The sequence below is a fragment of the Microcoleus sp. CAWBG27 genome (genome assembly GCF_020883145.1).
In the GTDB taxonomy this organism is placed as follows: domain Bacteria; phylum Cyanobacteriota; class Cyanobacteriia; order Cyanobacteriales; family Microcoleaceae; genus Microcoleus.
Genome location: NZ_JAHREU010000016.1, coordinates 1 through 26,444 on the forward strand (window position 1 = coordinate 1; position 26,444 = coordinate 26,444).

The window sequence follows — 26,444 nt, forward strand, 5'->3', positions numbered from 1 at the left end:
AGTCCTCACTACAAACCAATCTTATTATGGTTGACGAGCAAGTTAAAATTGTCCTTTCTTAGATGCGGACTAAAGTCCTCACTACAAACCAATCTTATTATGGTTGACGAGCAAGTTAAAATTGTCGGTATAGATCACATTACTGCCAAGCCTGGGAATAAATATATATTTCAAGGGGAAGAGGAAGAAGTATGATGAACTGGGATTATCGAGTATTTTTGGAGGATGCTGGCTACACAATTCGCACGGTGTATTATGACGATATGGGTACGATCGCAGCCTGCGCCGAAAAAGAAACCGCACCTTTTGGAGAATTAGTCGAAGAACTTCAAGAAGAATTAAACTTATTTCTCGCTGCTCTAAAAAAGCCAATAATTTCCGCTTCCGATGTGCCGCTTCCAAGCGATCGCCCGAAAGCAAAAAGAGGAAAATCATTACAAGCAGTCCGGCAACAGCTTGGATTGCGATCGCCAATAACGAAAGAAAGTTCGTTCAGTTCAAAGGATTAATAAAAAACCGAGGTTATCGGTAATAGTTCAAAACTACTGGGTGCCGATATTCATATTTATACCAACTGCCATATCGGGCGCGGACATAAATAACCTGATGAATAGAGCCGATATCCGTTAAGCATAAATGGTTGGATTCCCGTACTGTCAACTGTCAACTGTCAACTGTCAACTGTCAACTGTCAACTGTCAACTGTCAACTGTCCACTGCTATATATGAATGATGATGATTTAAACGAATTAATAGATGCTTTTACCGCAGAAACCCAAGAGTTTCTCCAGTCAATGGAGACTCACCTGCTGGCGATGGAAGCTGCCGATTTGAAACAGCGACAAGCGGCTGTTAAAGAAATGTTTCGGGCGGCTCACTCGATTAAAGGTGCGGGTTCAATGTTGGGCTTTCAAGACGTGTCGGCGGCGGCTCACACGCTGGAGGACTGTTTTGTCATTTTGCGCGATCGCACGGACTTGTCGGCCCTGGAACCGGTCACTATAACTGTTTTGCTGCAAGGGGTGGACACTCTCAAAAAGATTGCGATTGAAGCGATCGGGCACTCGGATGTCAGCACTCCCGATCAAACGGAAAACCTGGAGGCGATCGCCCAAATTCACGCCCAGTTCGAGGCAAAGTACGGCAAGCCGGGGCCGCCACCAGTCCCCGCAGCCAGTCGATCGGCAGCCCCGGAAACCCTGAAACTGATTTTTGAACACGAATTGCCGCCAATCTTCAATCGCCTAGAAACCGAACTTTCCCAAGCTTCCGAGGCAGATTTAGCACAAAGCGTCACCGCCCTCAACCAGGTTTATTACCAACTTTCCGGCTTGGCTGGAATGCTGCAATTGCCGGATTTTGGGAAAGTCGCTGAACCCCTCAGAGATTTGATCGACTCTCCAGATTTGACTTTACAGCGGTTGCAGTCCGAGGGTTGGGCGATCGCCCAAAATTTGCAAACCGCACGAGGGCAACTATTGGAAGGAAGGGCGATCCTCTTCGAGGGCTGCGCTAACGAACTCCCCCAAATCTCCCCCCCACCCCCAAACCACCAGCAAGAACCGACAGCATCGGAGGAATTGGAGGAATTGGAGGAATTGGAGAAACCAGCACTCAAAACTCAAGGCGGGCACGGGGACACCGCCCCTAAAATACTCAAAACTCAGGGCGGGCACGCACCATCCACCGCCCCTACTCAATCTTCAGTCCCCAACCCGCAGCGACCAACAATCCGCGTAGACTTAGAACGCTTGACCGAATTGGTGAATCTAGTCGGGGAATTAGTCATCAACCGTACAAATTTGGAACTTCAAGAATCCGAATTGCGCGGCGAAGTCAAGCGAATTCGCCGCAGTATCGTAGATTTAAATCAATTCGGCGGCCAGTTGCGCGAAGAATACGACAGACTGAGTTTTGCAGACTGGAAAGGGGGAAACGGCAATTCGGGATTAGGAAAACTTGCAGGATCTGAAACAGAATTTCCACTGATTGCTAACGGCAAATCCTCGATCGACCACAATCACTTCGATATCTTAGAGATGGATCGTTATACAGAGTTCCACTCGACAGCCGCAGAAGTCATCGAAACCACCGAAGCAATTTCTCAATCCGCCACCAAATTAGACACCTTAGCAATGAAATTCGAGCGCAGTACCGACCAACTGCGCCGCATCACCGAACAACTTCGCAGCCGCGTCATGCAGTTGCGAGTCGTGAGTTTCAGTCGCGCCGTAGACCACTTACCGAGGGCGCTTCGGGATATGTGCCTCACCTACGATAAAGATGTCAACCTCTTGTTAGTAGGAAGAGATACCAAAATTGACGAAAGTTTGCTCGACGCTTTGCGCGATCCCTTAGTACATTTAGTCAGAAACGCTTTTGACCACGGCATCGAAATGCCCGAAGTTCGGCAAGCAATTGGCAAACCCGCCAGCGGTCAAATTGAAATAGAAGCCCGCCACCAAGGCGGTCAAACTATTATTACAATCGCCGACGACGGCAAAGGTATTGACCCGGAAATCATTCGCCGCAAAATAGTTAAAAAGGGTTTAGCGACGGAAGAACAAGCCCAAGACTTTTCCATTGCCGAACTCTATGATTTTCTATTTTGGCCCGGTTTTAGCACTGCTGAGGAAGTGAGCGACCTTTCCGGGCGGGGAGTCGGACTCGACGTGGTGCGAACAAATTTGCGGACTGTGCGAGGGACTGTGAAGGTGGATTCTCGCCTGGGAAAAGGTACGAGTTTTATCATCAAACTGCCATTGTTGCTGTCAATTACTGAGGCTTTGATGGTAAAGACCGATCGCAATAAAATAGCAGTACCGCTAGATGCAGTCGAGGAAATTCTGCATATTAAAGCTTCGGAAGTTCACACCGCCGGCAATCAGCCGATGCTGTGGTGGCGGGATGAATTTATTCGTTTGGTGCGACTGCAAGATTTGCTCGAATACAGCGTCGTCGGGCCCGATGGCCCCTCTCCAGATCCTTTGACTCAAGATCACATTCCCGTCTTGGTTTTGGCTTCTACCGAAGGAATGCTGGCCGTGGCCGTGGAACGCCTGATCGGCCAGCAGGAAATTGTGGTTAAACCTTTGCCGCCGCCTCTATCCAAGCCTCGCGGGGTTTTGGGGAGTACGATTTTGGGGGACGGTAAAGTTGTAACTATTTTGGATGTGGATGATTTGGTGGGTCAACCTTTATCCAATAGTTCGATCGCCCCTGTGTCTGGTAAAGTGCCACAAGTGGCGCCGACTTCGAGTCAGTCGCCCCAGATTTTAGTAGTAGACGATTCCTATACAATTCGGCAGTTGTTGTCTCTGATGCTGACTCGCGCCCGCTACCGCGTAGTTCAGGCTAAAGACGGCTTAGATGCGCTCGAAAAGCTGCAAAATGGTCTTGATTGCAGTTTGGCGATTGTCGATATTGAAATGCCCCGGATGGATGGATTTGAATTATTGCGCTCTATGCGATCGACCCAGCGGTTTGCTAAGATTCCCGTAGCCATGCTGACATCCCGCAGCGGCGAAAAACACCGACAAATGGCAATGGAATTAGGCGCCAATCAATATTTCACGAAACCTTATAGCGAATCTCAACTTTTAGAAGCAATACCAAAATTAATCAAAAATTAAATAAAGGTACGTTGTTGCGCTTCAGCGCTCTTTCATATATATACAAAGAGCGCTGAAGCGCAACAACATACCTAGAAAAACTTACTATTTCCCAGGCTGTGCCTGGTAACGAGTAGATTACCAATCTAAAATCCAAAATCGAATGACTCACGCCAATTACAATCGCCGCTTTCGCAGTAAGAAACAAGGCACTTCCAGAACTGCTCCTCGAAAACTTGTTTCCTTTGAACTTGGGAACGTTAATTATGCGGTTCCTATAGAAAAAGTGCAGCGCGTTGTCAAAGACTTTAATCCCTACGGTTTTTTAGATAGCGGTCAAAGTTTAGTGCGGCACCAAGAAGAACTAATTACCCTGATTAATTTATCTAAAATATTTCCCAGCAGTCGGAGTATTGCTGACTGCAACTACCTGATTGTTTGCAGCTTAAATAAAAGCGATCGATTGGGAATTCCCATTCCTGATATGCCGAAGATTTTGGAAATTCCCGAAGAAAGCTTCTGTGAAATTCCCGAACTGTACCGCCAACAGCAACTGCCTCCGGTAATAGAAAAATTAATTCGCGCGCCTGACGGTTCCGAAGTTTTTTATCTAAATTTGGATCTATTTAGCCCAACCTAATATAGCAACCGTAAAATTCATGAAGATTTGTAGGGGTAGTGCCCCGGTGCCTACCCCAGTAGCTAAGGGCAACCACGGGGGGATTGCCCCTACAAGAAACTATACAAATAATTTAGGATTGCTTTAGCAATTTTCAGTCATCATCCAAACGAGGAAGCCCAAAATTTGCTCAACCGGAAGCAGAGAATAATCAGTAAGATCGATAGATACGCATTGCTCTTCTAGTTTAAGAAACCGCCAAACTGTACCGCTAGTTACGGTTCCGTAAATAGTCGATATCGGCTGTTGCTTTTGTTGGTTAAAACGTTGAGCGGCAACCATTTCTGCAAGGCATTGCCCCAAACCTGGTTTAAGGTCTTCTTTCTTGGCTTCCACCAAGACAACCGCAGGGGCTTTAATAAATAGTTGTTCCGGGGAACGACTTAGGAGAAAGTCCACATAGCCTGTGAGTTCAGCCTCCGGTTCTACATTGAATTCTTCGCCGGAAAAAACGCTAATCTGCCCTTGAAGCTGCCGTTTGACTTCCAGCAACACAGGATTGATAATCCCCTCAGAACGAGCTTTTTCACTGCTGACTGCGATCGCCCAGGGAATCGTTTCTTTCAGAGTATCCCGAAGTAAAGGACTAGGAGTGACTGGGGCAATTTCTGGTAAGAAACGCGCGCCTTCAATAATAGTAAGATTGAAATCCTCTACAGCTTTACTGAGTGTGAATTTACTGTAAGGCATAGGTTGATTATTTGCGATCGCATATCGTAAAACTTTTAGCTTAAATCAAGAATGTCTTATTTTTGGCTTAATATACTCGATTGAGTGTACCATCTTTACATAGAATTTGCTGTAAATGGTATTCTTGCAAGCAAGAAGTTATTTATCTATGAAAAAAATCACAATATTGTCGATCGCCCTGCTAATTTTTGCCGCCACTCTAGAATATCCGAAGGTGGGGCTGCAATATCGGGCGATCGGGCAAACACCAACGCCCCAAGCACCAACATCTCAACCATCAATAATCCAACCACAAATACCCCAACCACCGACAACTCAACCACCGACAAGTCAACCACCAACACCCCAAGCACCAACACCCCAACCAAAAGCAGAAGATCCCAAAAAGCTCGGTTACGTCTCCCCAGAATTTGCCGAAAGGTTCTCCCAGCAACAAATTGACCAAATCAACGCCAACGTCGAAACACTGTTGCTAACCCAAAGCTGCGTCCGTTGCGACCTCCGAGCTATAAAATTAGTTAACATACGCTTAAAAAATGCGATCGTCACAGGAGCAGATTTCTCAGACGCCAGCCTCAGCGGTAGCACCTTCGAGATCTCAGATTTTGTCAACACCAATATGGCCCGCACAGACTTAAGCGGAGCCCAGTTAATCGGAGCGAGAATCAGCAACACCAACCTCCGCAAAGCCAACTTGACAGGAACCAATCTAGACGGTGCAGACTTGCGATTTTCCGACCTCAGAGACGCAAATCTGTCCAATGCGAACCTCCGGAATGCTAATATAGATGGCGCTAGTATCGATCGAGCCAGCATGGCCGGCACCACAATGCCCGACGGTCGGAAAAATTAATAACATCAAATCCAGCTTGAATATCCCCTTCATTCTTGAGTCCGCGTAGGCGGACTTCGTTTGTGTAGTTGCGGTTTCAACCGCCGAGTCTTATTGATTCGACATCAAACAGCCAAAAACCGCTGAATCACCTCATCACTCAACTCGCTAGTGCTTCCAGAAGCCACAATTCCCCCTTTCTGCATAGCATAATACCAATCAGCTTGCCGCACAAAATGCAAATGCTGCTCCACCAACAAAACCGAAATTCCCCTAGTAGCAACCACGCGGCGCACCGCAGCCTCAATGTCCAAAATAATAGAAGGTTGAATCCCCTCCGTCGGTTCATCCAAAACCAGCAACTTCGGCTCACCCATCAAAGCCCTAGCAATCGCCAACTGCTGCTGCTGTCCCCCGCTCAAATCGCCCCCCATGCGATCGAGCATAGTCTTCAAAACCGGAAACAAATCAAAAATCTCATCAGGAACTTCAGGATTTTTGGTCAGAGTTGGTTTCGCTTCCAAACCTAGTAATAGATTTTCTTTCACAGTCAAACGCGGAATAATTTCGCGCCCTTGAGGCACGTAACCAATCCCCAATTTAGCCCGCTGGTGAGTCAACTTAGAGACAATAGATTGTCCGCCAAAATTAATTGTGCCGCTGCGAGGTTGCAGCAAGCCCATTAAGGTTTTTAGCATAGTAGTTTTGCCAACACCATTGCGGCCGATCAAGCAAACCATTTGCCCCGCATTGACACTTAAATCGACACCGCGCAAAATGTGACTTTCGCCATAGTAAACATTCAAATCAGAAACTTGCAGCATATGATTAATAATTGGTAATTGGTAATTGGTAATTGATAATTTGTATCGTGTCCGTTGAATTACCGCGCTCAAATTTTGTCGCCAGGGCGGGTTTATGTAGATTGTCCGTGAGAATGAAAGATTGTTGGTAAACCCGCCCTTACAAATCTTGTGGTTAATTTACAGAACATGATATGACAACTGTCAACTGTCAACTGTCAACTGTCAACTATCTTCTGGTTTTCCCAAATATACCTCAATTACGCGATCGTCATTTTGCACCTCATCCATCGTTCCCTCGCACAAAACAGCACCCTGATGCAACACCGTCACCTGCCGCGCAATTTGCCGCACAAACTCCATATCATGTTCAATTACCAACACCGAATGACTTTCTGCCAGCGAAATCAGCAACTCTCCAGTTAACACAGTTTCCTCATCAGTCAAACCCGCCACAGGCTCATCCACCAACAACAAATCAGGAGATTGCGCCACCAACATCCCAATTTCCAACCACTGCTTTTCCCCGTGAGAAAGCAAACCAGCCAAAACATCAGCCTTAGCAACCAAACCAATAGTTTCTAACAAACCCGCCACCGTGCGCTTTTCAGCAGCAGGAGCAGGCTTAAACAGAGTTGGAAATACATTTTTATTGCCGTTGCAAGATAGCTCCAAATTTTCGCGCGGCGTTAAATTCAAGTAAACTCGCGGCGTTTGAAACTTGCGGCCAATACCCAGACGCGCAATCTGATACTCCGACAATTGGCGCAAATTTTTCCCCTTAAATATCACTCGCCCTTCCGTCGGCTGCACCTTCCCAGTAATCGAATCGAGAAAAGTTGTTTTCCCCGCACCGTTAGGGCCAATGATAACTCGGAGTTCCCCCGCATCCATGCTGAAATTTAAACCGTTGATGGCTTTGAAACCATCAAAACTAACAGTCAAATTTTCTATCTCTAATACTTTTCCCTTCATAACTTTAATTACGCAATATACAACTGATTTTTCTTGATTTTCCTTAATTGTAGTTGTAGGGTGCGTCAGTCAACAGTCTTTGGAAAAGGCGAAATATCTGCGGGCTGACGCACCTTGCTTAATATCATGTCCGGTCGATTGACCGCAATAAGTAATGTTCGTAGTGCGGACTTCAGTCCGCATTATGCGGACTGAAGTCCGCACTACAAACTTTGATTGTTATGATAACTGACCGGACATGATATAACTGGTTATCCTGATTTTAACGTCCTAGGTGCGTCAGCCAACAGTATTTAGAACAACCCAAAAATCTGCGGGCTGACGCACCCTACATCAGCACTAGCCGCGATTGCTCATAAAGTCAAGCGAAATACTGTTAGAAGTGCTCGTTACAGGAGCTGGATTTGCAGCCATAATCCGCTCAGCCAACTTCGAGAGCGGCAAACTTTGCAAATACACTTTACCCGGCCCGGTTAGCTTGACTAAAAACAAGCCTTCGCCACCAAATAAAGCATTTTTAAAGCCGCCCACAAACTGAATATCGTAATCTACAGTCGGCGCAAAAGCGACCAAACAACCAGTGTCCGCCCGCAACACTTCGCCAACTCCCAAATTTTTCTCAACTATTGTTCCTCCCGCATGAACAAAAGCTAACCCGTTACCCTGTAATTTTTGCAGAATAAAGCCTTCTCCGCCAAAGAAACCGGCACCCAGCCGCTTGGTGAAAGCTACCTCAATTTCAATCCCGTTGGCGGCACAGAGAAATGAGTCTTTTTGACACAAAAATTTACCGCCAAGTTTGCCTAAATCGAGGGGAATAACTTTACCCGGATAGGGGGCGGCAAAAGCGACGCGGGCCTTGCGATTTCCGGCGTTGACAAAGGTGGTAATGAAAAAACCCGCTCCTGTCAGCATCCGCTTGAAACCTTGAAATAGGCCCCCACCTGTGGATGTTTGCATTTGGATGTCGCCTTCCATGTATGTCATGGTTCCAGCTTCAGCCCTGACGCCTTCTTTGGGGTCGAGCTCAATCTCGATGAGTTGCAAATCGTCGCCGTAGATTTTGTAGTCAATAATATCTGCCATACGTTTCCCCTCAAATTTAAAAAAACGAAGCTGGTTGCTACTGATATCTAAGCAGGTGGACATATATATTGCATCTGGGGAGCGAGTCATGTTAACGAAGCGAGCCGCTCCGAAAGCTGGTCTCAAGTCTATGGCGATTGCTTCGTTTCTCTCTTCCGGGTGACATTTATTTATATCCGCCTACTTATATATACACGATATTTTTGCAATCAATGTTCAAGTTCTTCTTTTTCGTGCTGTACTTCGGGGTCTTGTTCCAGGCTGGGGTAAGTAGATACGTACTTCGGTTTTCTGAACAAGCGGCGAATTGGCTCAAAATCATGATATTGCACCCATCCGACTAACCCGTCTGGCAAGACTGTGACTACTATTAAAAATAGCGCGCCTTGGAAAAATAGCCATACTTCGGGGAATTGTTCGCTCAAGAAACTTTTGCCAAAGTTGACTAGCAGCGCTCCCAATATTGCTCCTGATAATGTGGCGCGACCTCCTACTGCTACCCAAATTACCATTTCGATGGAAAATGCTATATCCATTGCCTTTGGCGAAATAATTCCCGTTTGTACGGTGAATAATGCGCCTGCAATCCCCGCCAAGCCTGCGGAAATTGCAAATACTAAAACTTTGTATCCTGTGGGATTGTAGCCGGAGAAACGCAGGCGCACTTCGTCGTCGCGAATTGCTAATAGCAAGCGCCCGAAACGCCCGCTTGTCAGCCAGCGGCAGAGGGCGTAAGTTGCTGCTAGAAATAGTACGGTGAGAATGTAGAAAATATATTGAGTATCTCTGCCGTTTACTGTGGCTCCAAACAGGGTTTTAAAGTCGGTGAGTCCGTTGGTGCCGTTAATCAGTTTTTGCTGACCGTTAAAGAAGTTGAAAAATACAATTGTGGCTGCTTGGGTGAGAATTGAAAAGTAAACGCCTCGAATGCGGTTGCGGAATACTAAGTAACCTAAAAGTCCGCCCAAGATGGCGGGGATGATGAATATTGCGAGGACTGAGAAGGGAAATGAATAGAATGGTTGCCAAAACCAGGGGAGTTCAGTGACACCGTAGAGGTTCATGAATTCGGGTAATTGACTGCTGGTGTTTGGGGGGAATTGCAGTTTTAGGTGCATGGCGAAGGCGTAGCCACCGATCGCAAAAAATACGCCGTGTCCCAGACTGAGCAAACCTGTATATCCCCAAATTAAGTCTATACCGAGAGCTACAATCGCTAGTGCTAAAAATCGTCCCAATTGGTTGAGACGAGCGTCAGCAAGTATTCCTGGGACGATCGCGATCGCAATTAGGGCGATCGCCCCTACAATTGCTGCTTCTTTGAACAGAGCCGTTTTTTCTGTATTCTTCATTTTTTTGCCGCTCAAAGCTGTAGTTTTTAATTCTCAACAGTGCGCCCTTTTTGCGGAAAAATTCCTCCCGGCCGCACTTGCAGAAAAGCCATAATTAAGGCGAATACCATCACTTTTGCCATGCTGGTGGTGGCGAAAAATGTGAAGAAATCAGCTAAGGGCTTGACAGGAGCAAACATTAATGCAAGTGTTCCCGATCCGATGAGATAATTTGCAGTGCCGATCGCCATTGCAGCAACTATACTGCCCATAATCTTGCCCACACCGCCCACAACCACCACCATAAAGGTATCGACTATATAATTTTGTCCGGTATTTGACCCTACAGAACCAATCAAACTAATCGCGCACCCAGCGACACCAGCCAATCCCGAACCCAAAGCAAAAGTCAGCGCATCTACTTGTTCGGTAGGTATTCCCAAACAAGCACTCATGCTGCGATTTTGCGTCACAGCACGAATCCGCAATCCCCACACAGACTTTTGCAAAAATAGGTAAATTCCCACCAAACAAATGCCTGTCAGCGCAATAATAAAAAGTCGGGCGTAGGGTAACTGAAAAGTTCCCAGCGGTATGCCGCCGCGCAGCCATCCGGGCGCAGTCACATCAACGTTTTGAGCGCCAAACCAAGGTTTAGTTACTGCGAGTTGGTAAGTTTGTGCTAAAAATGCGCTCGCCGCCCACGAAATCCCGAGAGACAGAGGCAAAATTATGGCGATAAATGTGCTGCGAGTGCGATCGAAATCGGGGCGCCGCTTGAGCACCTGCAAGCCGCCAAAAAACAGCAAACAAAACACCGCAATTCCCGTTACCAAAACCCAACTGACGCTGCGGACAAACTGCTGTAAAATCAAACTTACGCCCCAAGTTGCCAGCAGAGTTTCTAGCGGCCGCCCGTAGAGATGGCGAATCACCCCTCGTTCGAGAATTAATCCTACTAATGCCGCCACTAAAAAAGCGAGGGGAATTGCAAATAAAATATAAGTTTCAAAGGCAAATTCTCCCATACCTTTGAAGACATTCTGCACTACAAAAGTTGTATAAGCGCCCAACATCATCAACTCGCCGTGAGCCATATTAATCACGCCCATCAGCCCAAAAATAATCGCTAATCCCAGCGCTGCAATTAGCAAAACAGCGCCGATGCTTATGCCATTAAATAAACCATCCAATATCGCCACTTGTTTTCCTCTTACTTTTTAGGTACAATAAATATTTTTTGTAGAGGTGGGTTTTATTTCATTCGTCTCAACTTAGAAGTGACATACTCCTACACTGACGCTCGTACAGTTAGCGTGTAGGCTTCTCACCAAATCCAGCTATTGCTTCGGATACTCGATGAGCTTTAAGAACGGAATGCCCTACCGCTCTGTTTTTGATATTTATTGCCGCATTAAGATCGCGGTCAAGACTACATCCACAATGCGGACAGTCGTGCCATCTGTCATGCAGTTTTTTAGGTACTTTCTCGCCACAATTGGAACAATCTTGACTGGTGCCAGATGCTTTAACTGGGACAACCAATAAACCAGCATTTTCGGCTTGGTTTTTTAGTATCGACAGAAAGCTTGACCATCCGGCATCAAGGACAGATTTTGCCAACCATGTACGTGCAAGTCCTTTGAAATTCAAATCTTCAACCGCGACAACATCATATTTTTTCAACAAGTTGTTAGCTGTTTTGAAATGAAAATCTTTGCGTTTATCGGCAACCTTTTTATGTCGCTTGCCTAACTGTTTCACCGCTTTTAATCTTCGATTGCTTCCTTTTTTCCGACGGGAAACACGTTTTTGAATAACTTTTAAACGTTTTTGAGACTTACGGTAATGCTGAGGTATGGCAACAGTTTCACCCTCAGAAGTTGTCAAAAACTCCTTTAAGCCAACATCAATACCAGTTATTAACTCTGGATTGAAATCGGGTTTAATTGTTGGAACTGTCGCATCTTCCAGGCTGAGAGTTAAATAGTAACCGTCAGCCTTTTTTGTAATAGACGCTGTTTTGATTTTAAAACCATTCGGAACGGGACGATGCAAAATAACTTTAACTTTTCCCAACATCGGAAGATTGATTAAGTTGCCTTGCAAGCATCCATCCTTCATCTGAGGATAAGTAAAAGTTCTGTAACGATCGCGAGACTTAAACCTCGGTTTACCGCTACGCTTCCCGTTACTGTCACCTTTCAAAAATCTGTCAAAAGTTACCTTGACTCTCTTGACAGTATCCTGTAGAACTTGTGAGTAAATTTCGCTATACCAAGGATGAGTTTTCTTCAGCTCGGGCAGTGTTTTCTTTTGACTGTAGTAATCGGGATTGTCCCGTAATTCTGGAAGGTTACAAAGCAGAGGACAGGCGTTGACAGGGCAACGATTTTGTTCGTACCAGTTAAATCTATCTGCCAACAAATAGTTATATTGAGCGCAAAGCATAGACAACCATCTATCTAATTCTATTGCTTGTTGCTTATTTGGGCGTAATTTATACTGGTATGCTGTCCTCATTTATTTCTACCTCCTATTGCTACTATGTTACCATAATTGTGTAACTCTTGATTCGCTACAAATACCCAAGATTGGCAATTCGTCATCGACCGACATCGCTGATTGAACTGCGTTCAATATTGCTCGTCGGTCAATTCCTCATTGCCTCGCATTCATCCCACACTAACCTGAGTACAAGTATAATGGGGATGAATGCTGTGCCAGCTAAAACCCGTATAATAGCGCTGCTGGCGAAGTCTCGATCGCCCTAGATTGCCTGCGGGAGGGAGACTTTGAAACAAAGATCTTGTCCCCCCCCCTCCCTGATGGGAGGTTAGGGGCGATCGAAGATCTGTTGCCAACATTAATTAATAAAATTGGTCTTGGCTACTTATGGTGTCTTGAATTTGCCACCTTTTGCGGGGTCAGACCAATCGCAGGAAAAACCTTTGGTTTCAGCGACAAACTGATTCCAAGGAATCGGCTTCACGGCTTCTGGCGTAGCAAAAGTGATGTTAAACAAACCATCTTCTCTCACTTCGCCCAACCGCACAAATTTAGAAAGGTGATGGTTAACTTCCAGGGTTACTTTGCCACCCGGGGCGTCAAAAGTTTGACCCAAAGCTGCTGCCCGCACTTTTTCCAAATCGTCTGGTGTTCCTGCTTTTTCGACGGCTTGCTTCCACAGGTAAACCATGATGTAAGCTGCTTCCATCGGGTCGTTAGTCACTCTGTCTTTGCCGTATTTTGCCTTGAAAGCTTCCACAAATTTTTTATTTGCCGGAGATTCCACAGTCATGAAGTAATTCCAGGCGGCGTAATGGCCTTTGAGATATTCTACGCCGATCGCCTTTACTTCTTCTTCTGCTATACTGACTGACATTGACGGATATTTGTCCGGGCCCAAACCTGCGCCCTGCAACTGTTTGAAAAATGCGACGTTGCTGTCGCCGTTGAGGGAATTGAAAATGACTCCACCCTCGGGCAAAGCTGCCTTGATTTTAGTAATAATTGGCGTGACTTCTGTACCGCCCAAAGGTATGTAATCTTCGCCAACTAATTCGCCACCTTTGGCTGCTAGCTGTGCTTTGATAATAGTGTTTGCGGTGCGAGGAAAAACGTAGTCCGATCCGACTAAGAAGAATTTTTTGCCCTTATTTTGCAGCAGCCAGTCAACTGCTGGTTCGATTTGCTGGTTCGGCGCAGCCCCGGTATAAAAAATATTCTTGGAACACTCTTGACCCTCGTATTGTACGGGATACCAGAGCATATGATTTTTTTCTTCAAATACTGGTAACACTGCTTTGCGGCTGGCGGATGTCCAGCAGCCAAAGACGGTGACAACTTTGTCTTGATCGATCAATTTTTTAGCTTTTTCGGCAAAAGTCGGCCAGTCTGAGTTGCCGTCTTCTACGATTGCTTGGATTTGTTTTCCGAGGACGCCACCAGCTTTATTGATTTCTTCTATTGCTAATTGTTCGGCCTCCACAACGCTTTTTTCGCTGATTGACATTGTGCCGCTCAAGGAATGCAAAATTCCTACTTTGATCGTGTTCCCACTGCTGGCTGCTGGTGTTGCTGGTGTAGTTCCTGCTGCTGTGGGAGAAGCGGCTGGGGTTGCGGTTGGAGTGGGAGTTCTACAAGCTTTTAGAAATAAACTTGATGTGAGGGTAGCAGAACTGTATAAGAGAAATTTCCGCCGATCGAATCGCTTTGTCATTTTTTCTAGTTACTCCTGAATAGCTCTGTCAGATGATTGAGAATAATAACACATAGCGACTTGATATTAAGACTCGCTTTAGAAGACTGTTGTACTTTTAGATACAAAACTTATTATTGATTGACAAAATCTTGATTTTGTGTGGATTGATAGTAATACCAATTTTTTATGAGGCCCCGTAGAATCTGATCCCCCCTAACCCCCCTTAATAAGGGGGGGACAAGATTCTTCTCAAAGTCCCCCTTCTTAAGGGGGATGCGAGGGGGATCGAGATATATGCAACGACCCATTAAATTGGTATAACTGCGCTAAAAATGAGGTTTACTAACGTATATACGTCTTTTCAGCAATCTGTCTAAAGTTGGAAACCCGGTGGTTTTTGTAGACAAAGACGTTATTGATGTTATGAGACGTGGCAGCAATCGGGTAATGGCAAACTCATAGCCAAATATCAAAGCAGATGCACATCGCCCTTTCTACAAATATAGCAACAGCCAGAGCGGTTGACAGCCAACAGCGACATCTACCTAGACACAAGAAAGAGGATTCGAGTAATGAATCGTCTTCTTTGGTCAACATTCCACTGATATATGGAGAATAGCGGACTCGAACCGCTGGCCTCTGCGGTGCGATCGCAGCGCTCTACCAACTGAGCTAATTCCCCTGATTGACTTTTAATTTAGCATTTTAAATGCCCGATTGCCGAATCTCAAAGCCTTACAGGTCGCATTTGTATTGACTTTGGCAGACAGTCAACTACGTTAGCACGTAACTGCTAAAAACGTCAAGTGTTTTATGCTGTTGGTGGAGTGGGGGCGATCGAGCAAAGTTGGGCTATTCTGTCCAATTCTAAATCCGCAAAATAGTCCACCGTCCAATTAGCTTGGCGTTGGATCATGTGAAACGGGTAAGTGTGAGTCACTCCCGCTACCTGAATCCCCGCTTTTTTTGCCGCTTCTATCCCTGCAAAAGTATCTTCTAATGCCAAACACTCGATCGCTTGCAAGTTAAATCCGGGATATTTCTGGTTGAGAAGTTCCACCGCCAACAGATAACCGTCGGGTGCTGGTTTGCTCGCGATCGAGTCGTCGCCTGCGACAATTAATTCAAAGTTGGCAGCCAAACCCGATCGATCTAACACTAATTCTATATCCGATCGCATTGCCGCGCTAACTACCGCCATTTTTAGTCCGGAAACCCGAATTTTGTCAATAAATTCTGCCACATCTGAATAAATGGGCAATTTTTCCAAACTATTGATTGCTTCCTGATAAGCTTGGGCCTTGCGAAGTAGCAAGCGATCGAGGTATGTTTCTGTCAGATATCGTCCCCGGCGCTTCAGCAGTTCGGTAATACAAGTGCGATCGCTCTTTCCCAAGCACACTTCCCGAAACTCCCCACGTTTGAGTTGGAGATTTTCGTCGAGCATTAGTCGATCGATTATTTTCTCGTGAATCGACTCGTCATTAATAATAACGCCATTAAAATCAAATAAAACTGCTTTTAGAGTCATTAGTCATTAGTTATTGATTCTTGGTTATTGGTTATTGGTTATTGATTCTTGGTTATTGATTCTTGGTTATTGGTTATTGGTTATTGGTTATTGGTTATTGGTTATTGGTTATTGGTTATTGGTAATCGGAACACCAACTATCAACTGTCAACTGTCAACCGTCAACTGTCAACTGTCAACTGTCAACTGTCAACTGTTAACTGTCAACTGTTAACTGTCAACTGTTAACTGTCAACTGTCAACTGTCAACTGTAAGCTGGAATTCCCGGTAAATCACCATCCAAATCAGGAACCAAATCGATCGGATTCCAAACCTTCGCCGCCCGCACCGGTTCCAAATCTTCCCCAGGAAGAGGTTTCACACCCTGCGTTACCTGATGCACCCACCAGTAATCCTGAGTTTGCACCGCCGCGAATCCAGCAGCCCCCGCCCAAGCATCAATACTACCAGTTGCATAAGACTTAATATAAGGCTCTTCAAAGATATCAGTCAGCCACTCTGTCTGCCGCAAAGTTTTTTGGTTTCCGTCCAAAATTGCCACTTGTCCCCCAACCTTCAGCAATCGGAAACTTTCTCGTAAAATTGCCCGCGATACCGCAGGTGGCGTCTCGTGAAACAGCAAGGAAGCTGCAACTAAATCAAAGCTGGCGTCAGCAAAAGCCACGCTTTCGGCATTTCCGTGCAACCACTCAATATTTAAGCCGGCTTTTTGCGATTTCATTTCGGCGACTACCAGCATATATGGCGACAAATCCAGGCCGACAACTTCCGCTTCGGGAAAGGCTTGTTTGAGCATCAGCGTGGTTGAGCCAGTGCCGCATCCCAAATCGATGATTCGGCGCGGCTTCACCCGCACACCGTCTATTAAGCCTTGTCTGACGACTGTTTCGTGGGGAAGCAAAACGTATTGCGTAATTGGATCGTAGGAAACCGCTGCACTGGGGTTGAGGTAGCCGCCTTCGATGCCGTGAAAGTTTTGGCTGCTGTAATATTCGGGATAAACTAGGTTAGGTTGTCGGTGGCGATCGCCCGCTGCTTCCCAGTCGATACCTTCGTAGAGTCGTTTCAGTGCTTGTTCGTCGATCGCCAGTCGTATCAGAGGCGACAAAAAGCGTTCAAAAATTGTATCCTTGCCAACAGCCATAAAACTCCTTGCACAACAACTATTTTAATTTTAGCCAAAGCCAGCCAACTTAGCATTCACTAAATTTACTTTGCCAGAAAGAATTGGTTGAAAGCCTCTCCCTTGGGCGTAGAAATTAAAATCAGACTATTCATTATTCCAATCCTCTTCCTTGTAGGTAGAGGTCGCTCTTAAACTGTCAACTGTCAACTGTCAACTGTCAACTGTTGAACTGCGTTGCAGTCATCCGTGGCGTTCCTTCCCTCTTCCTGCTTGCCTCTTGATACCCCTCCGCGATCGGAATTTTTATCAAAAACTCCGTCCCCCCGCCCTTAGGCTGAGCAATCTTGATACTGCCGCCATGTCCGTCCACTACAATTTTGTAGCTAATTGCTAATCCCAAACCAGTGCCTTGCCCGACTGGTTTTGTAGTAAAAAATGGGTTAAAAATTTGGTCTTGAATGCTTTCGGGAATGCCAGGGCCGTTGTCGGCAATCGTCACCTTCAGAAATTTACCGCCATTTTGTCGAACTACTCCCGTGGAAATAGTAATGATTTTATCCAGGCGCTCGATCTCGTTCAAAGCATCCATCGCATTGCTCAGCAAGTTCATAAACACCTGATTTAGCTGAGACGGATAGCACTCGACTGAAGGCACTTTTCCGTATCTCTTGACTATATAAATCCCATTCTTGATCCGGTTGGAGAGCAGCAGCAAGGTATTTTCGATACCTTCGTGAATGTCCGCCAGTTTTTTGTCAGATTCATCGAGGCGAGAAAAGTTTCGCAAAGAAAGAACTATGGTGCGAATGCGTTCGGTTCCTATTTTCATAGAATTCAACATATGCGGCAAATCTTCCTCAATAAAATCTAACTCGATTGCTTCGGCAAACTCTTCGATTTCCGGAGTCACTTCTGGGAATGTTTGTTTGTACAAACTCACCAAATCTAACAAATCTTTAGTATATTTGGTGGTGTGAGGCAAATTAGCCGAAATGAAGTTAACCGGGTTGTTGATTTCGTGAGCTATCCCGGCCACCATTTGACCCAGGGATGACATTTTCTCGCTCTGCACTAAATGAGTTTGTGTTTTTTTGAGTTCATCTAAGGCACTATTGAGCAGTTTTACTTGGTCTTGGGTTTGACTGTAAAGGTGAGATTGATTGATGGCGATTGCCAGTTGGTCTGCCACAGCTTTTAACAATTGGATTTCCTCCCCGCTCCAAAACCAATGGGTAGCATGACTGCAAATTAAATAACCCTGCCGCTCGTTGTGAGTCTGGACATGGACGGCTAAATAGCTATTAGCTTTAAGTTCGATCGGTTGACTTGCACTCTGGAACCCAGTGTCGCTAGACAGAAGAATTGGCTCGCATTTATCGCTGCGGACTGACGAATTTTCCGAAAAGTAAGGATCGAACTCGATCGCTTCTTTGGGACACTCAAATTCGCATGATTCCCACAGAATTTGTAAGGTTTTATTTTGCGGTTCGTGCCAACCAAAAGCCGCCCGTTCTAGGTGCAATAAATTAACTATTTCTTCCACTGTACTTTGCACAATTATGTCTAGTTCTAGGGAATCTTGAATGCGTCCGGCAATGCGGTTTAGCATGGCTTCTCGCTCCGCTTGAACGCGATTGTTTTCCGAGGAGTAAATTAGCCAAATTGCTGCTAGCATTGCCGGGACGAGCAGTCCGCCGACGACGGATGTCAGCAAATTTAATGCTTGGAGTTGGGATTCAATATTTTCGCGGGGAATTACTAGAGCCATTGACCAGTTAACTTCGCTGAGGGAAGCATAGGCTACATACACCCATTTGTCATCTATTTTTACGAGTTCGATATTCGTCTGATGGCTGGTCATATTGCGCGCAATTGCCGCTAATCCTGGGTCTTGTGATTTTAAAAAAGTTGGGGCTGGCAGGTCGATAGTTCCGATTAATTTATTGTTGGGATGAATAATTGGCACTCCTGCTGAATTAAGCACAAAAGCATAGCTGTCAGAACCGTACTGCAAGCTGTTAGCTACAGAGGCTACTCGGTCTACTTTAATGCTGCCTGCAAGAACTCCAATTACTTTGTTTGGAGTGGGAGGCAATTCCCAAAGTGGAGCTGCAATGATGATTGTTGAAAGCTTGCTGCTGCGTCCGATTAGCGGGTCGGAAACGTTGACCTTTCCGTTCATTGCCTTTTGAAAGTGTTGGCGGTCTTTGGTGTTGGTGTTAGTGCCTAAAGTGTTCTGCACCGATCCATCGGCTTGAACTAATGACAATAAGAAATACTCTTTTAACCTGTAGGTTTCTCCTTGCAAAATTGGTTCAACTAATTTCCAATCGAGAGTGCGAACAGTAGGAGAGTAAGCAATGGTTTCTATTTCTGCTTTGCGACTGCTGAGCCACTTATCGATTTCTTCACTGCCTTTTTCTAATTTTAATAGTGCTATTGCCTTTAAATTGTCGAGGATTAGTCCGCGCACTACGAAATAGCTAATGCAAGCAGTGGTGCTAATAGTTAAAGCCGTGCTGCCCAGTATTAGTAGTGTCAGCAAATGGCGGCGCTGCCGTCTGTGCTGCCAAAGACTGTGCGCTTGCTGCCACCGCAATTGAGCAGAATTACTTATTTTTTGCCACAAGCGGCGCAGCTTTTTTGTTTGATGGGGCGGCTGCACAGACACAGTTCGGGCTTGATTTGCTGGGTTTTGCATCATCAAATGTTCTCGTCGAGAGTCTAATAGATCAAACGGCATTTGTTATTCGTAATCCGGCAGAATTAATATTAGATAAATAGTGAGGGTTTGAGTCCTGATTGGTTATACCAATCAGGGGTTATACCACTTTTATTGTAGATTTTTGATTAAACAATTGAAAATGACTGATTAATCTTGGGATGAAGAACAGAGTTTACAGTGACGTTGTTTGAGAGAAATGGCATTACATTTCTGACTTCACAAATAAATTCCGATCGCGCGATAGCATTCGGTTTTAGCATCAACTTGATATTCAGACTTTCCCTTTGCTTACTTGATATTAGTGATTTAAGATATAGTGGTTGTCAATTTTCGTGAGGTACTTGTCAGTGATCTTACGAATTGCCAATCTGTGACCTGAATCACTTGAGAATTGCTATATCATTAATATCTATCTCGTTTTTATAACAAAATTCTTGTAAATAACACAGAGAAAATACGGAGTTTTTTAAATTAGCAATGTATTATAATGTAGGGTGAAATCCCTGTTGACAATTTGACAAATTTGCGGTATTGATTCAAGGAGAAATTTTTGCGTCCAAAGCTTTTTTGGCCAAGCGGGTTGCATAAACGGTGAGGGCGATCGTTGCTATTAAACCAATGCCGTACAAAGCCCACTCAGCAGTAGTGCGCGATCGCCCTGGCGATCCGATTGCAGCCAAACTACCAGCCAGGGAACCGATATAAACATACATCACGGTTCCGGGAATCATGCCGATCCAAGATGCGAAAAAATAGTCTCTGAGAGATACCTGCGTGACTCCAAAAGCATAGTTGAGCAAATTAAACGGAAAAATTGGCGAAAGCCGCGTCAGCAGTACAATTTTCCATCCTTCAGAGGCAACTGCGGAGTCGATCGCCTGAAACTTGAGATTACCTGCTATCTGTTTGGAAACCCAATCGCGAGTTAAATACCTACCTGTTAAAAAAGCGCAAGTAGCACCCAAAACCGATCCGATGGAAACGCAAACCGTGCCGCCAACAACTCCGAACAAAACGCCAGAACCGAGAGTCAGCAAGGAACCGGGGATAAATAAAACTGTTGCTATAACGTAAATTAGAATAAAAGCTGCGGGGCCCCAAGGGCCGAGATTGGCGATCGACTCCAGGGCATTTTTCAGAATTCCTTGAAAATTGAAAAACTTGGCCGCCACAATCAAAGCCACAGCTAAACCAATCCCTAAAAACAGTTTCCACTTATTTGATGGTGGTGGATTTTGTTCATCGGGCGATCGCAAATCATTCATTTACCTAAACTCCTAAGTCTAAATTGCTTGTAGGGTAGGGACACAGTAGTGTCAACTTAAGTGTGAAATCTTTTGTATCTTTCGTTTTTCCCCGAGTCTAGATCCCCCTAAATCCCCCTTAAGAAGGGGGACTTTGAACGGTACTGCTTTTCGTAGTCTCAAATTAAGTGTGAAAACCTTGATAAATCTAGTTTTTACCATAGTCTAGATCCCCCTAAATCCCCCTTAAGAAGGGAGACTTTGAGAGGAATCTTGTCCCCCCCTTGGGAAGGGGGGTTAGGGGGGATATGGCTTTAATCGCCAGACAGAAGACTGATACTAAGTTTGAACTTAAGTTAACACGATTAAAGGTACCGCGCCGTGTCCCGTATTTCACACAATAGAAAACTGCTATCAACGCAAATTTCTCCTGAAATCAAATCAACGTACCGCCGCAGCTAGAACCGCTACCCGCCGTACAGCCGTAGCAATAAGCAGCAGTTTGCACCTCTTGAATTACATCTAAACTACCAGATTCCAGCAATTTAGCAACAGTTATAGTTTCCCCGCTGCCAGTTTTCGCGGGCAGATTTTCCATTTGGTTAAAATCGCAGTCGTAAACATTGCCCAAATAGTCGATCGACAATTCGTTCCGACACATTAAATGCTCCAGAGTACCAGGATTAAAATTATTCTCCAAAAACTCCAGATAAGGCTTGTGCAGTTTTTTGTGTTCCAAATGAAACTTAGTCCGTCCCACAGGCAAATTAGTAATTGCGAACAAGTGATTGAAACAGATCCCAAAATGTTCGGCTAAATACACCTGATAATCTTGCTGTAACTTGCCCTGTTCCGCCGTCAGCGAAAACTTATCTGTGGTCGGCACCTGTGGATTGTACACCAAATCTAGAATTAAATTTGGGTTTTTTCCGTATCCCAACTGATTCAGCTTTTGCAGCGCCCGAATCGAACTGTCAAAAACACCGCTGCCGCGCATTTTGTCAACATTATCAGCTTGATAACAGGGAAGCGACGCCACAATTCTGAGTTGGTGTTGCGCGCAGTATTCGGGAATATCTTCAAAGCCTTTCTCAAAATAAATCGTCAAATTAGAACGAACAATTACCTCTTTACCTGTCGCCCTAGCAGCTTCCGCCAGCGGTTTAAAACCGTAAAGCATCTCGGGAGCACCGCCCGTGAGGTCAACAGTTTGAATTTGAGGAAAACGGCGAATGATTTCAATTAATTGTTCGCATATTTCCGGGGAAAGTTCTTCAGTTCGTGTTGGGCTAGCTTCTACGTGACAGTGAGTGCAAGCGAGGTTGCAGCGTTTCCCTAGATTAATTTGTAAAACTGCGATCGGCTTTTTAGTTAAAGCTGAGTTGAGTTTGTTTTTGAAAGGTGTGATTGCGGTCTGAATCATGTGCTAAATTTTTAGTCGGTGCTCGCAACGAATGTAGAGGCATTCTGGAGAACGCCTCTGATAATTTAGCACGAATTCTGGGTAAGCGACAAATCCTCGGCGGTTAGAAACCGCGGCTACAAAAGCAAAGTCTGCCTCCGCAGACTGAAGAGAAATTCTTGATTCTTCAACCCGCGCAGGCGCGTGAGTGTTTCTGTAGTCGCGATGTCAATTGCCGGGTAATTCTACAACTCACATCATTTTCGGTTACACTCAGATAGGTCGTAGAGGTCTTATTTGAGGGTTTCAACTAATTTCTCAACTCGTGCTTTAATTTCACCTCGCACGCGATGAAAAGTTTCGATTGGTTGTCCGTCTGGATCGTCGAGTTGCCAATCTTCAAAGACTTCTCGCAATACCCAGGCTTCGGGTAAATTCACGCCGCAGCCGCACAGAGAAATTACTGCGTCGTAATCTTCGGCTTTGAATTCGCTTAAGGCGTTAGATGTTTGATCGGTGATATCAATGCCGATTTCGGACATGACTTGAATGGCTGTCGGGTGAACTCTGCTTGATTCTAAACCGGAACTGGTGACTTCAATCTTGCCGGCGCCGATCGTTTTAGCGAATCCTTCTGCCATTTGCGATCGACAGGAGTTTCTTTTGCAGACGAACATTACTTTTTTCATGGTTTTTGTTGTTGGTTGTTGTTTGTTGGTTGTTGTTTGTTGGTTGTTAGTTGTTAGGGCCCCGGCGGTTATAAACCGCGGCTACACAACCGAAGTCCACCTCCGTGGACTGAAGAGAAATCCTTGATTCTTTAACCCGCGGAGGCGGGTTTTGTCTGTGTAGCCGCGATTTCAATCGCCGGGTGATTTCAACGCCGGGTAATTTAAATCATGGTTTTTGTTAGTTATTAATTGTTGGTTGTTAGTTGTTGGTTGTTGTTTGTGAAGGCCCCGGCGGTTAGAAACCGCGGCTACACAACCGAAGTCCACCTCCGTGGACTGAAGAGAAATCCTTGATTCTTCAACCCGCGGAGGCGGGTTTTGTCTGTGTAGCCGCGATTTCAATCGCCGGGTGATTTCAACGCCGGGTAATTTAAATCATGGTTTTTGTTAGTTATTAATTGTTGGTTGTTAGTTGTTGTTTGTTGGTTGTGAGAGTCCCGGCGGTTAGAAACCGCGGCTACACAACCGAAGTCCACCTCCGTGGACTGAAGAGAAATCCTTGATTCTTCAACCCGCGAAGGCGGGTTTTGTTTGTGTAGCCGCGATTTCAATCGCCGGGTGATTTCAACGCCGGGTAATTTAAATCATGGTTTTTGTTAGTTATTAATTGTTGGTTGTTAGTTGTTGGTTGTTGTTTGTGAAGGCCCCGGCGGTTGGAAACCGCGGCTACACAAGCGAAGTCCACCTCCGTGGACTGAAGATAAATCCTTGATTCTTCAACCCGCGGAGGCGGGTTTTGTCTGTGTAGCCGCGATTTCAATCGCCGGGTGATTCTCCGTGATTTGAATCGCCTTAATTAACTTCCAGGGCGCGATTTGCGATCGCGATCGCCTCCTTGGCCGCTTGTTCCTTGCGTTCGCTGTGGCGATCGGTCAAATAGTCAGTGTGCTCCCGCAACAGCAGGGTAAACTTGTACAATTCCTCCATAACGTCGATCGCCCGATCGCGAAAAGCAGAATCCTTCATTGTCCCATCATCATGAAACTCCTGATAAGCCTTAGCAACCGAAGACTGATTTGGAATCGTAAACATCCGCATCCAGCGGCCCAAAATCCTCAAAGTATTCACAGCATTAAAAGACTGAGAACCGCCGCTAACCTGCATCACCGCCAAAGTCCGACCTTGAGTCGGTCTGACAGCCCCAATACTTAAAGGAATCCAGTCAATTTGATTTTTGATAATGCCCGTAATATTGCCGTGCATTTCTGGACTAGACCAAACTTGACCCTCCGACCAAAGGCTCAATTCCCGCAATTCTTGAACCTTCGGATGCGTATCGGGAACGCTGCCATAAATCGGCAATTCCCGAGGATTGAAGAACCGAACTTCTGCACCGAAACCCTCAATAATTCGAGCCGATTCTTCCGCCAATAAACGGCTGTAAGAACGCTCTCGCAAAGAGCCGTATAAAAATAGAATTCTCGGTTTGTGCGTGAAATTTGCCATAATCCTTTCAATGAAAATCCCGAAATCCGTTAGATATTTGTCGGTAAACAGCGACGGCTAACTGCGCGCCCCAAATCGGAGCAATCCAGTAAACCCAGTGGTGTTCCCAAATGCCACCAATTAAGGCCGGCCCGAGCGATCGAGCCGGATTCATGCTCGCTCCCGTAATTGGCCCCATAAATGCAGCTTCCAAGCCTACAGTCAAGCCAATTGCTATCCCCGCAAAACCGATATGAGCGCGCCTGTCAAGCCCCGAGCCCAGAATCACAAACATCAGGATAAAAGTCAGAACTGTTTCTAAAATTAGAGACTGCAACCAATTACCGTTAAGAGGGATAGTTGCACCGAGATTTGCCACTTTTCCTAAGCTAATTAGTAGCAGTGTGGAAGCTGCGATCGCCCCCGCACACTGCGCCAAAATGTAAGGCAAAACTTTGTATTTTGGGAAAAAACCGCTCGCCCAAAATCCTAAGGTTACGGCTGGGTTAAAGTGGGCGCCGCTGATATGCCCGATCGCATAAATCATCGCGGCTACCACTGCACCAAATACAAAACTAATGCCCAAATGAGTGACAGCACCACCGCTAATTTTGTTCACCATCACCGCGCCGGTGCCTGCAAAAACTAGAATAAACGTGCCGAGGCATTCCGCGATCGCTTCTCGACTGCAATCTCGATTTTCGCCAAAAGCTAACTTCTTTGCTGCTGCACCCATCGCTCTCAACTCATTGGTTCCAAATCATCATATCAAAAAAAATTGATACGTCAAGTCTCAAGGTTCGTAGTGAGGACTTCAGTCCGCATTTGGAGAGGACTGAAGTCCTCACTACGAACCAATAGCGGTTACTTTAACGCAGATCTTGCTAATCAAGAAATATTGATATGTCAACCCGCATCGGAACAAGGGCGCGCCGGCAGCATCTGACTCAAGCGGCGGTACTCGGCGAGGTACTCTTCCAGGGCGAGAAACTGAGCTAAATTGAGGCTGTAGTAGATCCAGCGGCTTTCTTGGCGGCTGCGAACTAAAGCGGCTTCTTTTAGGGTTTTGAGGTGAAAAGAGAGTTTAGACTGAGGGACTCCAAGCCGATCGCACAAGTCGCAAACGCACAACTCCTGTTGGCGCAGCAACTCCAGAATCTGAATCCGCAGGGGGTCAGAAAGAGCGTGAAAGCCAGCGGAGACCAATTTTTCGGAAATCTGCGGTGGTGGGAGGCGATCGGGCGTAGCCCTAGAATTTTTAAGCATCAATTATTTTGAAAAAATCCATACAAAACATCATACTTTCTCAAGCTTCATCCCAGAAAATAGTTGCATTTATGATTGAAATATCCTTCCGAGTAGATATTACTTCGGATTCTGTACCCGCGCCGGCACATCAGTCAATCCGGCTTTTTGCATCAGCGAAATCACGCCTACAGATAGAACCCCACCAATCACTACTCCGACAACTATCAGAATCAAAAATAATTTTTGGAGAGTTTTTTTAGTAGCTGGGTGGTACTGCCTCGGCAACTCTTCACCTCGATCGTCAAGTTGTTGCTCTAAGGGGTCTAGCGGATCGGATGGATTTGAGTTAAAAGGATTCGGTGCTTGATTCATGGCTAGTTATGGTTAAAGGATGTAAACAACTATTTTAACTTGCGATTTGCCATCACAGCTTACATCATACATTCAGAATTTTACTCAACACTCGATAAAATTTATTAAGATACCGAGGATTTTAGAAACATTATTGATAAAATATTCGTCGGTATCAATCTCGATCGCAATTCCTTCTAGCTTAAAGAATTTCCAGATACTCCCAGTTGTCACAACTCCATAAATTGTCTGAATGTTATTTTCTTGACGCTGGTTAAATATTTGTGCTGCGATCGTTTCTGCCATGCACTCCCCCAAGCCGGATAGAATGTTGTCGTTTTTTGCTTCAACCAAAGCGATGACTGGGGATTCAATGACTAGCTGTTCGGGCGATCGGCTAATTAGAAAATAGCAATAACCGCTCAAACCCCTAGCAGGGTCTACAGTAA

26 protein-coding genes and 1 tRNA gene are annotated in these 26,444 nt (G+C 45.5%); 6 read left to right on the forward strand and 21 right to left on the reverse strand.

Translation table 11 applies throughout. From position 1 onward, the window contains the following. The 4 genes from QZ938_RS11675 to QZ938_RS11690 form a co-directional block, all read left to right on the forward strand. The coding region (locus tag QZ938_RS11675; protein ID WP_293349137.1) for a hypothetical protein at nt 1-195 on the forward strand (195 nt) is incomplete at its 5' end. Further along, nucleotides 192-509 carry a hypothetical protein gene (locus QZ938_RS11680; protein ID WP_293349123.1) on the forward strand — a complete coding sequence of 106 codons (318 nt, stop codon included), beginning with the start codon at nt 192-194 and terminating at the stop codon, nt 507-509. The genes QZ938_RS11675 and QZ938_RS11680, both read left to right, overlap by 4 nt. 216 nt (nt 510-725) lie before the next feature. Beyond that, nucleotides 726-3,632: a hybrid sensor histidine kinase/response regulator gene (locus QZ938_RS11685; RefSeq protein ID WP_293349111.1), complete on the forward strand. Its 2,907-nt coding sequence runs from the start codon at nt 726-728 to the stop codon at nt 3,630-3,632. 142 nt (nt 3,633-3,774) lie between these two features. Then, nucleotides 3,775-4,251 (forward strand): chemotaxis protein CheW, encoded by a 477-nt coding sequence (locus QZ938_RS11690; protein ID WP_293349108.1) that lies wholly within the window; start codon nt 3,775-3,777, stop codon nt 4,249-4,251. 123 nt (nt 4,252-4,374) lie between these two features. On the opposite strand, the gene QZ938_RS11695 is transcribed toward QZ938_RS11690, so the two are convergent. Further along, on the reverse strand, nt 4,375-4,980 hold the full coding sequence (locus QZ938_RS11695; protein ID WP_293142840.1) for a hypothetical protein: 606 nt from the start codon (nt 4,978-4,980) through the stop codon (nt 4,375-4,377). Nucleotides 4,981-5,128: 148 nt separating this feature from the next. Between QZ938_RS11695 and QZ938_RS11700 the strand changes: the two genes are divergently transcribed. Further along, complete coding sequence (locus tag QZ938_RS11700; RefSeq protein WP_293349105.1) at nt 5,129-5,833, forward strand: pentapeptide repeat-containing protein; 705 nt, start codon at nt 5,129-5,131, stop codon at nt 5,831-5,833. A 104-nt stretch (nt 5,834-5,937) separates the two neighbouring features. On the opposite strand, the gene urtE is transcribed toward QZ938_RS11700, so the two are convergent. The 10 genes from urtE to QZ938_RS11750 all read right to left on the reverse strand — a co-directional run bounded on the left by urtE (nt 5,938) and on the right by QZ938_RS11750 (nt 15,742). Next, complete coding sequence (gene urtE, locus QZ938_RS11705) at nt 5,938-6,636, reverse strand: urea ABC transporter ATP-binding subunit UrtE (protein WP_293142834.1); 699 nt, start codon at nt 6,634-6,636, stop codon at nt 5,938-5,940. Between the two features lie 204 nt (nt 6,637-6,840). Beyond that, entirely contained in the window at nt 6,841-7,590 is a 750-nt protein-coding gene (urtD, locus tag QZ938_RS11710) for an urea ABC transporter ATP-binding protein UrtD (protein WP_293142831.1), read from the reverse strand. A 339-nt stretch (nt 7,591-7,929) separates the two neighbouring features. Then, nucleotides 7,930-8,676, reverse strand: a complete 747-nt coding sequence (locus tag QZ938_RS11715) for a TIGR00266 family protein (protein WP_293142828.1) — start codon at nt 8,674-8,676, stop codon at nt 7,930-7,932. A gap of 209 nt (nt 8,677-8,885) precedes the next feature. Then, nucleotides 8,886-10,028, reverse strand: coding sequence for an urea ABC transporter permease subunit UrtC (urtC, locus tag QZ938_RS11720; RefSeq protein ID WP_293349102.1), 1,143 nt, complete (start codon nt 10,026-10,028; stop codon nt 8,886-8,888). Between the two features lie 26 nt (nt 10,029-10,054). Then, the gene (locus QZ938_RS11725; protein WP_293349099.1) at nt 10,055-11,209 is read right to left on the reverse strand and encodes an urea ABC transporter permease subunit UrtB; all 1,155 of its coding nucleotides are present in this window, start codon (nt 11,207-11,209) and stop codon (nt 10,055-10,057) included. A 109-nt stretch (nt 11,210-11,318) separates the two neighbouring features. Further along, complete coding sequence (locus QZ938_RS11730) at nt 11,319-12,530, reverse strand: transposase (RefSeq protein WP_293142819.1); 1,212 nt, start codon at nt 12,528-12,530, stop codon at nt 11,319-11,321. Nucleotides 12,531-12,682: 152 nt separating this feature from the next. Then, nucleotides 12,683-12,811 (reverse strand): hypothetical protein, encoded by a 129-nt coding sequence (locus QZ938_RS11735; protein WP_293142816.1) that lies wholly within the window; start codon nt 12,809-12,811, stop codon nt 12,683-12,685. An 89-nt stretch (nt 12,812-12,900) separates the two neighbouring features. Continuing rightward, a complete protein-coding gene (gene urtA, locus QZ938_RS11740) occupies nt 12,901-14,229 on the reverse strand; it encodes an urea ABC transporter substrate-binding protein (RefSeq protein WP_293349096.1) in 1,329 nt (442 codons plus the stop codon). A 591-nt stretch (nt 14,230-14,820) separates the two neighbouring features. Continuing rightward, nucleotides 14,821-14,893: transfer RNA gene (locus tag QZ938_RS11745), tRNA-Ala, on the reverse strand. 129 nt (nt 14,894-15,022) lie between these two features. Next, on the reverse strand, nt 15,023-15,742 hold the full coding sequence (locus QZ938_RS11750) for an HAD family phosphatase (RefSeq protein ID WP_293142810.1): 720 nt from the start codon (nt 15,740-15,742) through the stop codon (nt 15,023-15,025). 13 nt (nt 15,743-15,755) lie between these two features. On the opposite strand from QZ938_RS11750, the gene QZ938_RS11755 reads away from it, so the two are divergent. Beyond that, nucleotides 15,756-15,956, forward strand: coding sequence for a hypothetical protein (locus tag QZ938_RS11755; protein WP_293349093.1), 201 nt, complete (start codon nt 15,756-15,758; stop codon nt 15,954-15,956). Nucleotides 15,957-15,987: 31 nt separating this feature from the next. On the opposite strand, the gene QZ938_RS11760 is transcribed toward QZ938_RS11755, so the two are convergent. The 10 genes from QZ938_RS11760 to QZ938_RS11805 form a co-directional block, all read right to left on the reverse strand. Beyond that, nucleotides 15,988-16,887 (reverse strand): class I SAM-dependent methyltransferase, encoded by a 900-nt coding sequence (locus QZ938_RS11760; protein ID WP_293349090.1) that lies wholly within the window; start codon nt 16,885-16,887, stop codon nt 15,988-15,990. Nucleotides 16,888-17,086: 199 nt separating this feature from the next. Continuing rightward, nucleotides 17,087-19,573: an ATP-binding protein gene (locus tag QZ938_RS11765; RefSeq protein WP_293142804.1), complete on the reverse strand. Its 2,487-nt coding sequence runs from the start codon at nt 19,571-19,573 to the stop codon at nt 17,087-17,089. A 557-nt stretch (nt 19,574-20,130) separates the two neighbouring features. Next, nucleotides 20,131-20,859 carry a TVP38/TMEM64 family protein gene (locus QZ938_RS11770; protein WP_293142801.1) on the reverse strand — a complete coding sequence of 243 codons (729 nt, stop codon included), beginning with the start codon at nt 20,857-20,859 and terminating at the stop codon, nt 20,131-20,133. A 415-nt stretch (nt 20,860-21,274) separates the two neighbouring features. Further along, the gene (gene arsS / locus QZ938_RS11775) at nt 21,275-22,261 is read right to left on the reverse strand and encodes an arsenosugar biosynthesis radical SAM (seleno)protein ArsS (protein WP_293349087.1); all 987 of its coding nucleotides are present in this window, start codon (nt 22,259-22,261) and stop codon (nt 21,275-21,277) included. Between the two features lie 272 nt (nt 22,262-22,533). Beyond that, entirely contained in the window at nt 22,534-22,929 is a 396-nt protein-coding gene (arsC, locus tag QZ938_RS11780) for an arsenate reductase, glutathione/glutaredoxin type (protein WP_293142795.1), read from the reverse strand. Nucleotides 22,930-23,763: 834 nt separating this feature from the next. Beyond that, complete coding sequence (gene arsH / locus QZ938_RS11785) at nt 23,764-24,417, reverse strand: arsenical resistance protein ArsH (protein WP_293349084.1); 654 nt, start codon at nt 24,415-24,417, stop codon at nt 23,764-23,766. Nucleotides 24,418-24,424: 7 nt separating this feature from the next. After that, nucleotides 24,425-25,132, reverse strand: coding sequence for an MIP/aquaporin family protein (locus tag QZ938_RS11790; protein WP_293349081.1), 708 nt, complete (start codon nt 25,130-25,132; stop codon nt 24,425-24,427). Nucleotides 25,133-25,302: 170 nt separating this feature from the next. After that, nucleotides 25,303-25,662 carry a helix-turn-helix transcriptional regulator gene (locus QZ938_RS11795; RefSeq protein ID WP_293349079.1) on the reverse strand — a complete coding sequence of 120 codons (360 nt, stop codon included), beginning with the start codon at nt 25,660-25,662 and terminating at the stop codon, nt 25,303-25,305. A gap of 99 nt (nt 25,663-25,761) precedes the next feature. Beyond that, complete coding sequence (locus tag QZ938_RS11800; RefSeq protein ID WP_293142783.1) at nt 25,762-26,016, reverse strand: hypothetical protein; 255 nt, start codon at nt 26,014-26,016, stop codon at nt 25,762-25,764. An 84-nt stretch (nt 26,017-26,100) separates the two neighbouring features. After that, nucleotides 26,101-26,421 carry a hypothetical protein gene (locus QZ938_RS11805; RefSeq protein WP_293349076.1) on the reverse strand — a complete coding sequence of 107 codons (321 nt, stop codon included), beginning with the start codon at nt 26,419-26,421 and terminating at the stop codon, nt 26,101-26,103. Between the last annotated feature and the right edge of the window lie 23 nt (nt 26,422-26,444).

Excerpts from the sequence above, each read along its gene's own strand:
- QZ938_RS11680 (WP_293349123.1), top strand. The coding sequence starts at position 192 with ATGATGAACTGGGATTATCGAGTATTTTTGGAGGATGCTGGCTACACA.
- QZ938_RS11685 (WP_293349111.1), top strand. The coding sequence starts at position 726 with ATGAATGATGATGATTTAAACGAATTAATAGATGCTTTTACCGCAGAA.
- QZ938_RS11690 (WP_293349108.1), top strand. The coding sequence starts at position 3,775 with ATGACTCACGCCAATTACAATCGCCGCTTTCGCAGTAAGAAACAAGGC.
- QZ938_RS11695 (WP_293142840.1), bottom strand. The coding sequence starts at position 4,980 with ATGCCTTACAGTAAATTCACACTCAGTAAAGCTGTAGAGGATTTCAAT.
- QZ938_RS11700 (WP_293349105.1), top strand. The coding sequence starts at position 5,129 with ATGAAAAAAATCACAATATTGTCGATCGCCCTGCTAATTTTTGCCGCC.
- urtE (WP_293142834.1), bottom strand. The coding sequence starts at position 6,636 with ATGCTGCAAGTTTCTGATTTGAATGTTTACTATGGCGAAAGTCACATT.
- urtD (WP_293142831.1), bottom strand. The coding sequence starts at position 7,590 with ATGAAGGGAAAAGTATTAGAGATAGAAAATTTGACTGTTAGTTTTGAT.
- QZ938_RS11715 (WP_293142828.1), bottom strand. The coding sequence starts at position 8,676 with ATGGCAGATATTATTGACTACAAAATCTACGGCGACGATTTGCAACTC.
- urtC (WP_293349102.1), bottom strand. The coding sequence starts at position 10,028 with ATGAAGAATACAGAAAAAACGGCTCTGTTCAAAGAAGCAGCAATTGTA.
- QZ938_RS11730 (WP_293142819.1), bottom strand. The coding sequence starts at position 12,530 with ATGAGGACAGCATACCAGTATAAATTACGCCCAAATAAGCAACAAGCA.
- urtA (WP_293349096.1), bottom strand. The coding sequence starts at position 14,229 with ATGACAAAGCGATTCGATCGGCGGAAATTTCTCTTATACAGTTCTGCT.
- QZ938_RS11750 (WP_293142810.1), bottom strand. The coding sequence starts at position 15,742 with ATGACTCTAAAAGCAGTTTTATTTGATTTTAATGGCGTTATTATTAAT.
- QZ938_RS11760 (WP_293349090.1), bottom strand. The coding sequence starts at position 16,887 with ATGGCTGTTGGCAAGGATACAATTTTTGAACGCTTTTTGTCGCCTCTG.
- QZ938_RS11765 (WP_293142804.1), bottom strand. The coding sequence starts at position 19,573 with ATGATGCAAAACCCAGCAAATCAAGCCCGAACTGTGTCTGTGCAGCCG.
- QZ938_RS11770 (WP_293142801.1), bottom strand. The coding sequence starts at position 20,859 with ATGAATGATTTGCGATCGCCCGATGAACAAAATCCACCACCATCAAAT.
- arsS (WP_293349087.1), bottom strand. The coding sequence starts at position 22,261 with ATGATTCAGACCGCAATCACACCTTTCAAAAACAAACTCAACTCAGCT.
- arsC (WP_293142795.1), bottom strand. The coding sequence starts at position 22,929 with ATGAAAAAAGTAATGTTCGTCTGCAAAAGAAACTCCTGTCGATCGCAA.
- arsH (WP_293349084.1), bottom strand. The coding sequence starts at position 24,417 with ATGGCAAATTTCACGCACAAACCGAGAATTCTATTTTTATACGGCTCT.
- QZ938_RS11790 (WP_293349081.1), bottom strand. The coding sequence starts at position 25,132 with ATGGGTGCAGCAGCAAAGAAGTTAGCTTTTGGCGAAAATCGAGATTGC.
- QZ938_RS11795 (WP_293349079.1), bottom strand. The coding sequence starts at position 25,662 with ATGCTTAAAAATTCTAGGGCTACGCCCGATCGCCTCCCACCACCGCAG.
- QZ938_RS11800 (WP_293142783.1), bottom strand. The coding sequence starts at position 26,016 with ATGAATCAAGCACCGAATCCTTTTAACTCAAATCCATCCGATCCGCTA.